The following is a 13,691-nucleotide window of genomic DNA, read 5'->3' as shown; positions in this document are numbered from 1 at the left end:
GTGGCATTCCGAATTCATGACAGTGGGAGCCGTCACCGCTACACTGCGCGCCGCGCAAATCGTCGGTTTACGCCCGCTCACCTCACCTCTGCCGGGGCTACCGGCCAGGACTCGCCATGATTCGCATCAACGAACTGCAACTGCCGCTCGATCACCCCGCCGAGGCCCTGCGCCAAGCCATCGTTGCGCGCCTGAAGATTAGCGACAACGAGCTGCTCGACTTCAGTGTATTCAAGCGTAGCTATGACGCGCGCAAGAAGAACAGCGAGATCACCTTCGTCTACATCATCGACGCAAGCGTAGCGAACGAAGACAAAGTGCTCGAACGCCTGGCCGATGACCGAAATATCCGCGTCTCGCCGGACACCGGCTATTACCCTGTCGGCACGGCACCCGAGGGGCTGAACGAACGTCCGCTGGTGATCGGTTTCGGCCCGTGTGGCCTGTTCGCCGCGCTGACGCTGGCGCAGATGGGCTTCCGGCCGATCGTGCTGGAACGCGGGCGTGATGTACGCAGCCGCACCAAGGACACCTGGGCACTATGGCGCAAGAAAGTGCTGAGCCCGGAATCCAACGTGCAGTTCGGCGAAGGCGGCGCCGGGCTGTTCTCCGACGGCAAACTCTACAGCCAGATCAAGGACCCGAAGTTCTACGGCCGCAAGGTGATGCACGAGTTCGTCCGCGCCGGCGCGCCGGAAGAGATCATGTTCGTCAGCAAACCGCACATTGGCACCTTCCGCCTGACCGGCGTCGTCTCGACCATGCGCGAAGAAATCAAGGCGCTGGGCGGTGAGGTGCGATTCGACAGCCGCGTGGTCGATTTCATCATCGAAGACGGCCGCATCCAGGGCGTGCGCATGGCCAGCGGCGAAGAGCTGCGCAGCCGCTATGTCGTCTTGGCGCTCGGCCACAGCTCACGCGACACCTTCCGCATGCTCCACGAGCGCGGCGTCTATATCGAGGCCAAGCCCTTCGCCGTGGGCTTTCGTATCGAGCACCCGCAGTCACTGATCGACCAGGCCCGCCTGGGCAAATATGCCGGGCACCCGGAACTGGGCGCGGCCGACTACAAGCTGGTCTACCACGCCAAGAACGGCCGAGCGGTCTATAGCTTCTGCATGTGCCCGGGCGGCACTGTGGTGGCGGCGACCTCCGAGCCCAACCGCGTGGTCACTAACGGCATGAGCCAGTATTCGCGCAACGAGCGCAACGCCAACGCCGGCATCGTCGTCGGCATCAATCCGGATGAAGATTTCCCCGGCGGTCCGCTGGCTGGCGTCGAGCTGCAGGAACGATTGGAATCGCGCGCATTCGAGCTGGGCGGTAGCGATTACTGCGCGCCGGGGCAGCTGGTGGGCGACTTCATTCGTGGCCGGGCGTCGAGCGCATTCGGTGAGGTCGAGCCGTCCTACAAGCCGGGCGTTCGGCTGGGCGACCTGGCACCTTCGCTTCCCGACTACGTGATCGAGGCCATTCGCGAAGCACTGCCGGCCTTCGGCAAGCAGATCCGCGGTTTCGATCGCGCCGATGCGGTGCTTACCGGCATCGAAACACGAACCTCTTCACCGGTGCGGATCAAGCGCGACAACGAGACCCTGCAAAGCATCAACACCCGCGGCCTGTACCCGGCCGGTGAAGGCGCCGGGTACGCCGGCGGCATCCTCTCCGCCGGTGTCGATGGCATCAAGGTCGCCGAAGCGGTGGCCACCGCGATGCTGGCCGACCTGCAGGGCTGAGCGAGACGGGCGTAACGTCGGCAGCGCCGGCCTCGTTCAGCGCTGCCCTGCCATGAGGCGGGCTACTGTCCCATCCGCTTGCAGAGACTCGAAAGCCGCCTGGGTGCGCAGCACCACGTCCTCACCGCTTTGCAGGCTGTAAGCCATATAAAGGCTCGTGGCGGTGTTGAGAGTAAGGACGCGCTCCAGACAGCCATCAGCGAGCCCCTCCTCAGTGCAGAACATCCTGACGCCTTGTTCCGACATCGGTACCAAATCGACCTGACCGTTGCTCAGGAGCTTGAAGCTGTCTGCGTTCGAGACAGTTACCACCAGTTTGGTAAATCCCTCGTCCTGCAGATAGCGATAGCGGACATCCCCGCGCAACGCCCCGATACGGTACTGCTTGGCATCCTCCAGCTGCGCGATCTGGACGTCTTTCCGTGAGGGCAGCCGGTACAGGTGGTAGTCGATTCGCAGGATTTCTCCGGCCCAATGAAACTGACCTTCGCGCTCGGGGGTGCGAGCGATGAGATAGATCAGCACGTTCGGCTCGCGCAGCGCCATGTCATAGGCCCGTGCCCAGGGGTACAGGCCAATGCGGTAATCATCCAGACCCGCACGCGCAAGGGTTGCCTCCACCACCTGGGTCGCTGGACCGACCACCCGGCCCTGTCGCAGGTAACTGAACGACGTCTCTTCTGTGACTACACGGATTGTCTCTGCCTGAACGCAGGGCACCAGACAGGTCCACAGCAAGGCGATACGAACGACAAACGGGAGCATCATATGAGCCTCGGTATCTTAGTCGGCAACCCGATCGCGGCCCTGCGCCTTGGCCCGATAGAGGGCCTCGTCGGCGCTGTGCAGCAAGAGGTCGAAATGATCCATGGTTTCGGCATCGAGTGCGGCAACGCCAATGCTCAGCGTCACCTGTGACGAAACCGGTGAGTCGCCATGGGGCAGGGCCCGCTCGGCCAACCGTTGTTGCAGGCGTTCAGCCGCGCGCCTGGCACTGTCCCGATCCGAGCCTGGCAGGAGCACCACGAACTCCTCGCCACCCAAGCGCGCAACTAACTCGCCGGCCCGACCAAAGGTGTTCGTCAGGGTCTCGGACACGATCTGCAAGCAGCGATCACCGGAGGCGTGGCCGTGGGCATCGTTGTAGCGCTTGAAATGGTCGACGTCGCACATCAGCACCGCAAGGGGCTGGCCCAACCGAAGCGCACGACGAAATTCGACCTCCTTGATCTCGTCGAAATGTCGACGATTGGCCAGCCCGGTCAGCGGGTCGCTGCGCGACAGCTCTTCGAGCAACACGTTGGCGGCACTCAACTCGATGGTACGTTCTTCGACCAATTCGGCCAGGCGATCTCGATGCGCGGCTAGCGCCAGCTCATCCAGATGTTGTCGTTCGAGGTATGCCGAAAGTTTCGCCTGCAGGCCGTTGACGCCGGATTCCAGCAGGCTCAGCTCATCGTGGCGCTTCAAGGGGCGCTCGAGTCGCAGGGTCTGATCCAGATTCTCAGGCGTCAGGCGAGTCAGGTGACGGGCAATCCGGCGCACATGCAGAGTGACGCTGCGATTGAACATCCACATGATCAACCCGGCCAGCAAAAGCGACTGAATGATCTGGGTGATGACAATGTTGGTGATCTCATCAATCAACCGCTCCCAGAGCAGTCCTTCATTGCCTTCCAGCTTCAGCTCGCCCACCGTCTCAAGGGCCCCCGGATAAGGCTCGTACGTCAGGGAATGCTGCAACGTCGGCGCTCGGTGCCGAACCTGCTGCTGCGCGCGCTCGCGCTGAATGATTTGCGGCTCGCGCCCGGCACGGATGATCTGCAATTCGACGCGACCGACCGGGGCTGCCTTGGCGACGCTGTCGATCTGCGTCCGCAGTGCATCGCTGTCCATCTCCCAGATCGCCTTGGCCAGGTTGCTTTGAAACACCTGGTCGATCAGCACCAGCTCCGCATTCATCGCCGCCAGGCTGGTCTGCCAGGCCGACCAGGTCCGCACCCCGACAGTGACCAGCGTAAACAGCAGGCAAAAACCGAGCGTGGCCAGCACCAGACGACGTCCGAGCGAGCCAGTCCGTCGCTGCAAAAGGGCTGCGGGGTCAGGACTGTCGTGCGCGTTCATTTCAGCCATTTAGCGGCGATCGCGTCATAGCGACCATCAGCGCGTACACGCGCCAAAGCCTGGCGGAACTGCTCGACGCGCTCATCCGAGGTTTTGCGGCTGAACGCCAAACACAGTCCATTGGTGCCACCGAGGTCGTCCAGGCTTAACTGAGGGACGGCAGCTTCGTTTGGATTACCGCTGCCCTGGCGCACCAGATAGTGGGCGTTGAGCTCGTTGGAAATCCATAGATCTACCCGCCCGGCCTTGAGCTTCTGGTAGTTGTGTTCGTATTTATTGCTCGACTGCAGATTGCGCCCCACGGCAAAGCCGTTGCTGATCAGATACTGCTCTCCGACATCCTCCTTGACCGTAGCGATCTGATATTGCTTTGCGTCCTCAAGGCTCTTCAGATTGAAGTGCATGCCAGGTAGCGAGAACAGGTACCAGCGCGTCGGCGCGATGACGCCCACCCACTTGAACAGCGCCTCGCGCTGCGGAGTTCTGGCAATTGAATAGATCAGCACGTTTTCGGTATTGAGCGCGATGTCGTAGGCGCGTGCCCAGGGCATCGATTGGATGTGCGCGGTTTCCCCAACCTCTTCCAGAACAGCCTCTACCACCTCGGTGCCCATGCCGGTCAGCTTGCCGTCGATGGTCATGTTGTAGGGGGGCAGCTCTTCGGTGACCGCGGTGATTGCATGGGCATAGGTGAGCGCGCTATAGGCCCCGGACACTAGCAGGACAAGGGCGACGCTCAGATCGCGGAGACAGGACGAACGCATGCAGTGTCCTCGGAGGGATCAAGGAACCCGGGCCGGCATCGGGGGCAGGCCACTAGAATCAATCAGATACCCCCTTTGTCGGCGCCAGCCCATCACACTTGAGCAGATGGGCGTGCCCGTCCACAGCTCTCCGACGTATGGCGAGCCCGATGGGGGCGGGAATGTGGGGGAAGAGGCGCCGCTCACATGGCGTAGATCGCCGGGCCAGCTTGTTCAATCGTCAGCCGGGCTATATTACGCGTTACGCGGCACGCCCGCGGTTCCCGCTCAGGGCCGCTGTCGCTTGTGCTCGAACGCCTCTACGCAGGCAGGCGCGTCATAGAAGCGAGGCGCACCACCGGCCCGGTTGCCGTTTTCACCGGCGGTCCTGCGCCGACACTCGGTCTCGGCGCGACTGTTGCGGGTCGTTCTCATGCAGTCCTGAAACGCCGCTTCGCGCAGCGGCGCCAGCTTCGCCTCCCGGGCCGACTCGCAACGTTGGTCGAGCTCGGCCTGGCGCATGTCGAACGCCTCCCTGTCCTTCTGGAAACCGGCCTGCGCCTGTGTCACTAACACAGCCAGCAGCACCGTAGCCAACAATCCCTGTTTCATCGAATCGCTCCTTTGAATACCGGTGGCGAGCATGGCGCGGCGGTGGCGGCTTAACAAGCAGCCGCAAGATGTGGCCGCGGGCAAAAGTCTTACGGCACACCTTCCGAGCATTCAAACCCGCGCCCGCACCTGCCGCGGGCTGATGCCGAACTGGCGTTTGAATGCCGTGGCGAAGTTGGCCGGACTGTTGTAGCCGGCGCGCCAGGCGGCCTCGTTGACGCTGGCACCTTCGCGCTCCAAAGCCTCCCGCGCCAGCTGCAGCCGGCGGGCACGCTGGTACTCGAACACGGTCATGCCCTTGAACAGGCGAAACTGCCGCTGCAGCGTGGTGGCATTGACGCCCACCTCCCGGGCGATGCGCTCCAGCGTCCAGTCGTCAGCCTCACCGCTGTCGAGGAGCGCGAGGAGGCGTTGCAGACGGCGGTACTCCTGCGGGCGCAGGCCCTGTTCCGCCGACGCCGAGCGATCACCCAGGCTGATCAGTGCCTCGCAGGCGATATCCAGTGCGCGGCTTTCCAGGTACAGGCCCTGAAGCAGCGTGTCGTAGCCGGGCGGGTTGAGCATCTGGTCGGCCAACGTCAGCAGCCGCGCCGAGGGCATCCAGACACGCGGCGCCAGGTGGCTATCCATGAAGCGACGGATCGCGCCATCGCTCGAGCCGACACCCTCCCCGCGCCCTTCGAACCAGTCCGGCGTCAGGCTCACCACCAGCTTGCGGATATGACTGCCGCGGCGCGCCTGGCGGCGGAACAGCACCGGTTCGTTCATCGAAACCGCCACGCCCTCGGGTGCCTGCCGCGACGCCGGCTGACCGAGCGTCAGCGGCAGATCGCCATAGCTGACCCGGCTCTGGCCCTGCAGAAAGAGCACGAACGATACCCGCGGACCAACCACGTTTTCGGTGACGAAATCCTGCAGCTCTTCGCAATCGGACCAGTGCAGCGACAGGCCATCACGCAGCTGCGCCCACTTCACTCGGCCGTAGAGCAGGCGGTCGTCATCCTCGTTGGACAGGCGCAGCCCCGGCCTGCTCATGGCCGGCAACTCATCGCCACGAATGATGTGATCAGCTTGATTCATGCGGCGCTGCGCCTCGAACTGACGGGATTGCAAAGCAAATGTTCGGCCCCGCAAAGGTTCGCGAAGCGACTGGGTGGCAGACTACGCGTCGACATCTTTTGATGCAAATAATTATCATTAAGTAGCGCGAACGTTTGCCAACACGTCGCCGCCGCTGCGACAGGAGCCGCCCATGGACAGAATTCTCCGCACCTCAAGCCTCAGGCCATTGCTGCTTGCCGGCCTGCTCGCCCCGTTTCCGTTGAGCGCCCTGGCGCAGAGTGTCGCCGCTCAGGCCGAACCGGTGCAGCTGGAGAGCATCACCGTCGAAGGCAACCGCCTGTACGACATGCCGTCTTCGGAGCAAAGCGGCGGCTACACCGTGCCGGCCGCCACCGTCGGCACCAAGACGCCGGCCGAACTGCGCGACATCCCGCAGTCGATCAGCGTGTACACCAGCGATTACATCCGCGACCGCCAGTTCGTGAACCTGGATGACCTGGCTAAGTACTCCACCGGCCTGCGCACCCTGAGCAACGACAGCGGGCGCTCGTCGATCTATGCACGCGGCTACGAGTACGACGAATTCAACATCGATGGACTGCCCGCGCCGATGGCCAGCATCAACGGCACGCTGCCGTCGCTGTCGCCGTTCGATCGGGTCGAGGTCATGCGCGGGCCGTCCGGGCTGTTCAACAGCACCAGCGAGATGGGCGGCATCGTCAACATGGTGCGCAAGCGCCCGACTCGCGAGGTCCAGGGCAGCCTGACCGGGCGCTACGGCAGCTGGGACACCCATTACCTGGAAGCGGACCTGTCCGGCCCGCTCGACGAGCAGGGGCGCGTGCGCGGCCGTACGGTCATCTCCCGCGCCGACACCAACGGCGAGGTCGACTACAACGCCAACACCAGCGAGAGCTTCTATGGCGCACTGGACATCGACCTGTCCGACGCCACCGTCATGTCTTTCGGGCTGATCCACCAGACCAAGGACATCCTTCCGCACAACGGCTATCCGGCCGCCATCGACGGCAGCCTGGAAGACTTCAGCCGCTCGACCTACCTGGGCGCCGACTGGGGTGATTTCGACAGTCGCGGCACCGACGTCGTCGCCGAGCTGACCCATCGCTTCGACAATGGCGGCTACGGTCGCGTGGCGGTGCGCGGCTCCAGGCGCGCGACCGATTACCTCTATGCCTTCACCGCGCGCAACGTCAACAGCGGCGCCACCAGCCTGGCCTACACCGCCCGCGATCTGGAGCAGGACACCCTCGCCGTCGATGCCAACTACAGCCAGCCGTTCGAGCTGCTCGGGCAGGTCAGCGAGTTCGTCATCGGCAGCGATTTCAAACGCTACGAGACCGAGTACGCGGACGCCCGCGGCAATCTCGGCGCCATCGACGTCGCCAGCTACCAGCCGGGCGACACCAGCAAGCCGAACGTCACCTTCGGCACACCGACCGAAACCGATGAGCGCGAAGCCGGCCTCTACGCCAAGCTGACCTTCCGCCCGATCCAGCGCCTGGCGCTGATCGGTGGCGCGCGGGTCAGCAGCTTCGAAGGCGAGAACAGCAGCGCCACGCAGGATGTGCGCGAGTCCGGCTATATCACGCCCTACGGCGGCCTGGTGTTCGATCTGGATGACCAGCACTCCCTCTACGCCAGCTACTCGCAGGTATTCAAGCCACAGAGCGAGGCCGGTGCCGACGGCCGCATCATCGACCCGCGCGAAGGCGAGCAGTACGAGGTAGGCATCAAGGGCAGCTATTTCGGCGGCGACCTGAACGCGCGCATCACCGCCTTCCAGCTCACCGACGAGAACCGCGCGGCCGGCGCCATCGATGACAGTGGCGCGCCGATCAGCGGCGTCTACGAGGCCACCGGCAAGACCCGCATCCGCGGTGGCGAACTGGAAATCAGCGGCTACCTGACCTCCGACTGGGAAGTGCTGGCCGGCTACACCTACATGAAGACCGAGAACCTGGCCGGTGACGACAACGCGCTCTTCGCGCTGATGCCCCAGCACCAGGCCTCGCTGTGGACCAAGTACACCCTGCCCGGCGGTGCCCTGCGCGGCCTGGGGATCGGTGGTGGCGTGACCGCGATGAGCGACTACTACATCGAACGCGCCGGCAGCCCGCGCCTCAGCGCACCGGGATATGCAGTGGTGGATGCCAAGTTGTCCTACCCGATCACCGACAAGCTGACCGGCACCTTCGACGTGAACAACCTGCTCGACCGCAAATACGTTTCGCGAGTTGGCAGCGTCGGCACCTTCAACTTCTACGGGCCGTCACGCAGCTTCACGGTGGGCGCCCGTTACGAGTTCTGATCCACCTGGCCGCCTGCGCCCGTAGGCGTCGGCGGCTGACTTCCGGAGATCACCATGCCCCATTTTCACGCCCAGGTGGCGACACCCCGCGCGTCCCGCAACATGATGCGGCTGTGCAAACACTTCGCGCACAAGGCCGAAGTCCAGCTGGATGAGCGTCAGGCGCAGGTCGAATTCGCCTTCGGCCAGTGCCGGATGCTCGCCGATGACGAGCGACTGCTGATCGACTGCCAGGCCGAGGCCGGCGAGGCGGAAAAGCGCCTGCGCTTCGTCATCGACGACCACCTCCATCGCTTCTCGGGCGACGAAGCACTGAAGGTGAACTGGCTGGACGGGCCGCTACCGCCAAGCCACAGGCAGGCCGAGCCATGAAAGGCGCCCTGCTCGCCTTGCTCGCCATTCTGGGACTTGCCGCCGTACAGGCACACGCCAGGGAACAAGCCGGCTGGCAGCCAGTTCAGCTACCGCACAGCAGCCAGCGTGACCTGCATTCGCAACGCACTGGCAAGGACTACCGCATCTTCGTCTCGGAGCCGCGACACGCGCCACCGCCGGGTGGCTATCCGGTGCTCTATGTGCTGGATGGCAACGCCCTGTTTCCGGGCTTGGCGATCCAGGCCCAGGCCCTAGAGGATCGGCCCGCCCCTAATCTTCGCGATTCGGTACTGGTGGTCGGCATCGGCTACACCGGCGAGGCCCTGTACGACTTCAAGGCGCGTGCCGAGGATTACACGCCCAAAGCCGACGATCGCCAGCGCCTGCCGGGCCGCGAACCACCGCCATCGGGCGGTGCCGATGACTTTCTGGCCTTTATCGAGCACGAACTCAAACCCGTGATCGCCAAGCGCTACCCGGTAGACGCCCGACGGCAGACCCTGTTCGGCCATTCCTACGGCGGCCTGTTCACCCTCTACACACTGTTCACCAATCCGCAGGCATTTCAGGGCTATGTGGCCGCCAGTCCGTCGATCTGGTGGTACCAGGGCTATGTCGAACGCACACTCGCCGCATTCGAATGGCAGCTCGCGGACCAGCCTGTCGCCGCGCGCCTGCTGGTCACCGCTGGCGGTGCCGAAGAGCCCGCGGCGGATGCCGACATGGACGACCCGCGCCAGCGCCATATGGCCGAGCGGCGCATGGTCGGCAATGCCCGGGATCTGGTCGACCGTCTGCAGCGGCTGTCCGGCCACGGCCTGAACAGCGCATTCCAGCTGTTTCCGGGAGCCAACCACGGCACCAACGCCGCACACAGCTCGGTCGTGGCACTGGTGTTGGCGGCCGCGATCGGACGCCAGCCATCCCGCGATCAGGACGACTGAAGATGACGAAAGCGACGAGAACCGACCGGTCAGCCGGCCAGGGCAAGTGCAGGCAAATGTCCGATGCTAGAGTCGGCGCTGCCTTTTCCATCACTGGAGACACCATGCGTCCTCTTTTCAATGCCCTGCTGCTGGCCCTGCCACTCTCGCTCTCGTCACTGGCCCTTGCCGCCGAGTCACCCGCCGGCCGCTGGCAGACCATCGATGACGAAACCGGCAAGCCCAAGTCCATCGTCGACATTCAAGAGGCCGCCGACGGAACACTGAGCGGTAAAGTGGCGGAGATCCTGCAATCGGACCATGGCCAGAATCCGATATGCAGTGCCTGCGACGGCGAGCGCAAAGACCAGCCGATCACCGGCATGACCATTCTCTGGGGACTCAAGCCCGACGGCGAACGTGTATGGACCGGCGGCACCATCCTCGATCCAGCCAAAGGCAAGACTTACCGCGCCAAGGTGACGCTGCTCGAAGGTGGGGATAAGTTGGAGATGCGCGGGTACGTCGGCATTGAAGCGCTGGGCCGCACCCAGACCTGGGTTCGCCAGTAAGCTTAAACCTCTACCGGGGCGCGCCTGGCAGGCTCACCGGCTGGGGACTCGGCGCGACCGGCTCGGGATAGCCGAACATTCGGTTGTTTGTAAGCACCCCGTTCCGTTACTGGCGCGGGGCGCTTGGATGATGGCAGATGGTCGGTGAAGCGGGCGCCGGCGACGATCAATAAACGCCATCCCGCCCGAAGCCCGGTATATACAGTTCGGCCGCCGCCTTGCGCACCGGCGCGATCTGTACCGGCTCGTCTTGTGCTGTGTCGGTCACGGCATCACCGCCGAACACCTGCATGAGCGTTGGCTGGGCCAGCAGCGAAGCGAGCGCCGCCTGGCCTGCTTGAGTGTAGTCGTAAACACGGTCCGACCCGCTGGCCTGTGCCGTCGCCAGGCGCTGTCCGGATTGGTCGATCAGCTCCGCACGTAGCGAGTAGGTCAGGATTTCTCCAAAGGCGGCTTCGCTTTTCCATTCGTGTACAAAGACGGCAAGCAGCAAGGTTTCCGATTTCGATGCCTTTCGTGCGTCTGCCTCAGCCAAGTGCGTCGAGACGCCCTTGCGCTCGAACCCACCGACCAACGCAGCTTGCAGATCTTCGGCCAATGGCAGACCCGAGCGGGTGTTCACGTCGTAGGGGATGTAATAACTGCCGCGCACAAGGCCAACGAAGGTGCCTTTCTTGTTACCTGATAGCACGTACGGTCGTGCGTCCGTCACCTGCACTTCGACCGCCTGGATGGGAGCGGCTGAAAGGGTCGGATAGCTATGTGCGTAATCGGCCTTTCGACCGTAGGCACAACCACTGAGCAAGACAAAAGCAATCGCGAGCGCAACAAGACGAGACATGGGGAAAGGCATCCGTTCCGATGATTACAGACGACATGCGCTGACTTGCTTGTCAGCACGGGTCAAAGAGGGGCGCATACTTGCGGATAACGCCGTGACACTCAATCGCCATTAGTCGGTGAGTCCAGGCGCGACGTGATTGTGGTCACAGCTGAAACAATGCCCATGGCGTGCCGTATTTTTTTTCGGCTACAGCCCCCCTAGGGCCCGCTGCCCAACGCTCAATTCACACGGAAATGTCCGGTCAGCGCCTGCAGTTCATGGCTGAGTTCCCTGAACTGATCGAGCGAGTTTGTCGTTTCTTCCATCGTCGTGAACGACAGGTCTGCGACGTCCCGGATGCTGATGACACTGCGATTGATTTCTTCGGCCACAGCGGTCTGCTCCTCGGCGGCCGTGGCGATCTGCTGGTTCATCTGCTGAATGATGGATACCGCGGCGGCGATCTCGCTCAGAGCGAGTGCCGTCTGGTTCGCGTCGGTGGCTGTCGACTGGACAAGATCGTTGCTGTGCTGCATCTGCCGCACCGACACCTTCGCGCCGTTCTGCAGCGTATCGATCAGATGCTGGATTTCGGCCGTCGATTGCTGGGTGCGCCGGGCGAGCGAGCGGACCTCATCGGCCACCACGGCAAAGCCCCGCCCTTGCTCGCCGGCGCGCGCCGCCTCGATGGCAGCGTTCAACGCGAGCAGGTTGGTCTGCTCGGCAACGCTCTTGATGACGTCGAGCACAGTGCCGATGTTTTGGCTTTCTTCGCTCAGCGCATCGATGCCTCGGACCGCTTCCTGGACCGAGTCGACCAATTGAGTCACCCGCTCCAGGCTTTGTTTGACCATCGCATGCCCGTTGCCAACCGTGCGGTCGGCCATTCGAGTTGAACCAGCCGCCTCCTCGGCGTTGCGAGCCACTTCGTGAACGGTAACGGACATCTCATTCATCGCGGTGGCAACCTGATCGATCTCGACTCTCTGCCGCAACACGCCGTCCCTCGCTTTGGCGGTAACGCCCGCGACCTTCTCCGCAGAGTCAGCGATTTGCGTCACCGCGCCCTGCAGGCGGCCTACGATCCCACGCAGGCTCTTCGACATCTCCTGCATCGCCTGCATCAGCTGGCCGAACTCATCACGACGATTAACTACAATCTGCGCGCTCAGGTCTCCCCGAGCGATCTGATTGGCGGCCTGTATCACTTCGCGCAGGGGGCGGACGATGAGGCGGGTTATCAACAGCGAAGCGAGAATGCCGACGATTAGCGCCAATCCGGAAGCAAGCAAAATCAAGCGGCTGCTCGCGACTAGATCGACCTGCATGGCGTCTTGCTGAGCCTGATAGGCCTTATCCGCAGCCTCAAGCGCGCCTTCCGCACGATTGTTCATTTCAGTGTAAAGGCGGGCACCGTCTTCCAATGCTTGGGTGTAATCCCCCAATCTGTCGTTGAACGACCTGATGTTGCCCACCACCTCGGTCAACACCGCACCGTACATGCCACGGTCCAGCGCCTCCATGAGCGAGTTAGCGAGGTCAAGCGCTGCCTGGGCCTGGTGGATGGTTGTAGCAGACGTTTCGTCGCTCTGCTGCAGGCGTTGGCGGGCTTCATTCAGTGCAGAAAGAATCAAGCTGTACAGCTGAGCGATCTGCTGGCCCTGGCCGACCATTTCGGCGCCTTGCTGCCCCTGGGATTCCTTTAAATCATAGAGGCCGTCTTCCACCAGCCCACTCTGCAGGATATCGAGACTGTTGGAAGCGCTGACCACTGACCAGTAGGCGGAGTCGAGCGCAATGGCCTTGGCGTCTGAAACCTGCACGAAACGGGTGAATGCATCTTGGTATTCAGCGAGCGCTAGCTCAACGCTGGTGAGGCCCTCTTGCTGGGCCTCACCAAGTTGCGACTTGAGTTCCGCGACGTTGGCCAGGGTAGTGGCGACTTTGTCGTTGAGCGCCTTTACATGCTTAGCGTCGCCGCTAGCGGTGAAATGCTGCTCGATGCTGCGGATGTACAGGACCTCGGTTTTTATCGACGACACGTGCTTGAGTTCGTCGAATCGCATATCTACCGAACGCAAGGCTGTCAGTCCAACGACGGCGACCACGGCGGTTAACAGCAAGACCAGGCCGAAACCGAGGGCGAGCTTCGTGGCCGTTCCCAAATTGGCCAGTCTGGCCGTTGCGAAACCGAGCATCGTCATCTTCCATTCGAGGTGTGGCAAATGAAATGGCCACTGGCCATAGATGTCTGTCTCTCACTCTGTCGACCGCATGGCAATTGTTTTTAGCTGGACTGCCTGAATCGGCTTCATAGGGGTCGTTTTCTAGAATGGCGGTGTCGTTTGGAGTAATAGGGCCGACACGACTTCACGGAAGGTCTAGCCATATC

12 protein-coding genes are annotated in these 13,691 nt (G+C 62.9%); 5 read left to right on the top strand and 7 right to left on the bottom strand.

Annotation, left to right across the window (positions count from 1 at the left end; translation table 11 throughout):
• The first annotated feature begins 116 nt into the window (after nt 1–116).
• Nucleotides 117–1,736, top strand: coding sequence for an NAD(P)/FAD-dependent oxidoreductase (locus UF78_RS01515; protein WP_045160267.1), 1,620 nt, complete (start codon nt 117–119; stop codon nt 1,734–1,736).
• A 36-nt stretch (nt 1,737–1,772) separates the two neighbouring features.
• Here the strand turns inward: UF78_RS01515 and UF78_RS01510 are convergent, their stop codons facing one another.
• The 5 genes from UF78_RS01510 to UF78_RS01490 all read right to left on the bottom strand — a co-directional run bounded on the left by UF78_RS01510 (nt 1,773) and on the right by UF78_RS01490 (nt 6,295).
• On the bottom strand, nt 1,773–2,504 hold the full coding sequence (locus tag UF78_RS01510) for a substrate-binding periplasmic protein (RefSeq protein ID WP_080890533.1): 732 nt from the start codon (nt 2,502–2,504) through the stop codon (nt 1,773–1,775).
• Between the two features lie 15 nt (nt 2,505–2,519).
• Nucleotides 2,520–3,869 carry a GGDEF domain-containing protein gene (locus UF78_RS01505; protein ID WP_155397583.1) on the bottom strand — a complete coding sequence of 450 codons (1,350 nt, stop codon included), beginning with the start codon at nt 3,867–3,869 and terminating at the stop codon, nt 2,520–2,522.
• The gene (locus UF78_RS01500; RefSeq protein ID WP_045160265.1) at nt 3,857–4,624 is read right to left on the bottom strand and encodes a substrate-binding periplasmic protein; all 768 of its coding nucleotides are present in this window, start codon (nt 4,622–4,624) and stop codon (nt 3,857–3,859) included. Before UF78_RS01500 ends, UF78_RS01505 begins: the two co-directional genes overlap by 13 nt.
• 267 nt (nt 4,625–4,891) lie before the next feature.
• Nucleotides 4,892–5,215 (bottom strand): hypothetical protein, encoded by a 324-nt coding sequence (locus UF78_RS01495; RefSeq protein ID WP_052679263.1) that lies wholly within the window; start codon nt 5,213–5,215, stop codon nt 4,892–4,894.
• 111 nt (nt 5,216–5,326) lie between these two features.
• Nucleotides 5,327–6,295, bottom strand: a complete 969-nt coding sequence (locus tag UF78_RS01490; protein ID WP_045160343.1) for a helix-turn-helix transcriptional regulator — start codon at nt 6,293–6,295, stop codon at nt 5,327–5,329.
• Nucleotides 6,296–6,467: 172 nt separating this feature from the next.
• Here UF78_RS01490 and UF78_RS01485 point away from each other — a divergent pair, with 172 nt between their 5' ends.
• The 4 genes from UF78_RS01485 to UF78_RS01470 all read left to right on the top strand — a co-directional run bounded on the left by UF78_RS01485 (nt 6,468) and on the right by UF78_RS01470 (nt 10,476).
• Entirely contained in the window at nt 6,468–8,606 is a 2,139-nt protein-coding gene (locus UF78_RS01485; RefSeq protein WP_045160263.1) for a TonB-dependent siderophore receptor, read from the top strand.
• 54 nt (nt 8,607–8,660) lie between these two features.
• Nucleotides 8,661–8,978: a DUF2218 domain-containing protein gene (locus UF78_RS01480; RefSeq protein ID WP_045160262.1), complete on the top strand. Its 318-nt coding sequence runs from the start codon at nt 8,661–8,663 to the stop codon at nt 8,976–8,978.
• Complete coding sequence (locus UF78_RS01475) at nt 8,975–9,925, top strand: alpha/beta hydrolase (protein WP_045160259.1); 951 nt, start codon at nt 8,975–8,977, stop codon at nt 9,923–9,925. The genes UF78_RS01480 and UF78_RS01475 overlap by 4 nt, the downstream gene beginning before the upstream one ends.
• A 104-nt stretch (nt 9,926–10,029) precedes the next feature.
• Nucleotides 10,030–10,476, top strand: a complete 447-nt coding sequence (locus tag UF78_RS01470; RefSeq protein ID WP_045160257.1) for a DUF2147 domain-containing protein — start codon at nt 10,030–10,032, stop codon at nt 10,474–10,476.
• A gap of 166 nt (nt 10,477–10,642) precedes the next feature.
• Here UF78_RS01470 and UF78_RS01465 read toward each other — a convergent pair whose 3' ends face one another.
• A complete protein-coding gene (locus tag UF78_RS01465; protein WP_045160256.1) occupies nt 10,643–11,317 on the bottom strand; it encodes a hypothetical protein in 675 nt (224 codons plus the stop codon).
• Nucleotides 11,318–11,538: 221 nt separating this feature from the next.
• Nucleotides 11,539–13,497, bottom strand: a complete 1,959-nt coding sequence (locus UF78_RS01460) for a HAMP domain-containing methyl-accepting chemotaxis protein (RefSeq protein WP_045160254.1) — start codon at nt 13,495–13,497, stop codon at nt 11,539–11,541.
• Between the last annotated feature and the right edge of the window lie 194 nt (nt 13,498–13,691).

The organism is Stutzerimonas stutzeri (assembly GCF_000952685.1).
Classification (GTDB): Bacteria; Pseudomonadota; Gammaproteobacteria; order Pseudomonadales; family Pseudomonadaceae; genus Stutzerimonas; species Stutzerimonas stutzeri_E.
Note: the sequence above shows the minus strand (reverse complement) of the source record. Positions and strands in the feature narration are given on the sequence as shown.

Coding starts and splice junctions, on each gene's coding strand:
- UF78_RS01510 (WP_080890533.1), bottom strand. CDS start 2,504: ATGATGCTCCCGTTTGTCGTTCGTATCGCCTTGCTGTGGACCTGTCTG.
- UF78_RS01495 (WP_052679263.1), bottom strand. CDS start 5,215: ATGAAACAGGGATTGTTGGCTACGGTGCTGCTGGCTGTGTTAGTGACA.
- UF78_RS01460 (WP_045160254.1), bottom strand. CDS start 13,497: ATGCTCGGTTTCGCAACGGCCAGACTGGCCAATTTGGGAACGGCCACG.
- UF78_RS01470 (WP_045160257.1), top strand. CDS start 10,030: ATGCGTCCTCTTTTCAATGCCCTGCTGCTGGCCCTGCCACTCTCGCTC.
- UF78_RS01515 (WP_045160267.1), top strand. CDS start 117: ATGATTCGCATCAACGAACTGCAACTGCCGCTCGATCACCCCGCCGAG.
- UF78_RS01465 (WP_045160256.1), bottom strand. CDS start 11,317: ATGTCTCGTCTTGTTGCGCTCGCGATTGCTTTTGTCTTGCTCAGTGGT.
- UF78_RS01505 (WP_155397583.1), bottom strand. CDS start 3,869: ATGGCTGAAATGAACGCGCACGACAGTCCTGACCCCGCAGCCCTTTTG.
- UF78_RS01480 (WP_045160262.1), top strand. CDS start 8,661: ATGCCCCATTTTCACGCCCAGGTGGCGACACCCCGCGCGTCCCGCAAC.
- UF78_RS01475 (WP_045160259.1), top strand. CDS start 8,975: ATGAAAGGCGCCCTGCTCGCCTTGCTCGCCATTCTGGGACTTGCCGCC.
- UF78_RS01500 (WP_045160265.1), bottom strand. CDS start 4,624: ATGCGTTCGTCCTGTCTCCGCGATCTGAGCGTCGCCCTTGTCCTGCTA.
- UF78_RS01485 (WP_045160263.1), top strand. CDS start 6,468: ATGGACAGAATTCTCCGCACCTCAAGCCTCAGGCCATTGCTGCTTGCC.
- UF78_RS01490 (WP_045160343.1), bottom strand. CDS start 6,295: ATGAATCAAGCTGATCACATCATTCGTGGCGATGAGTTGCCGGCCATG.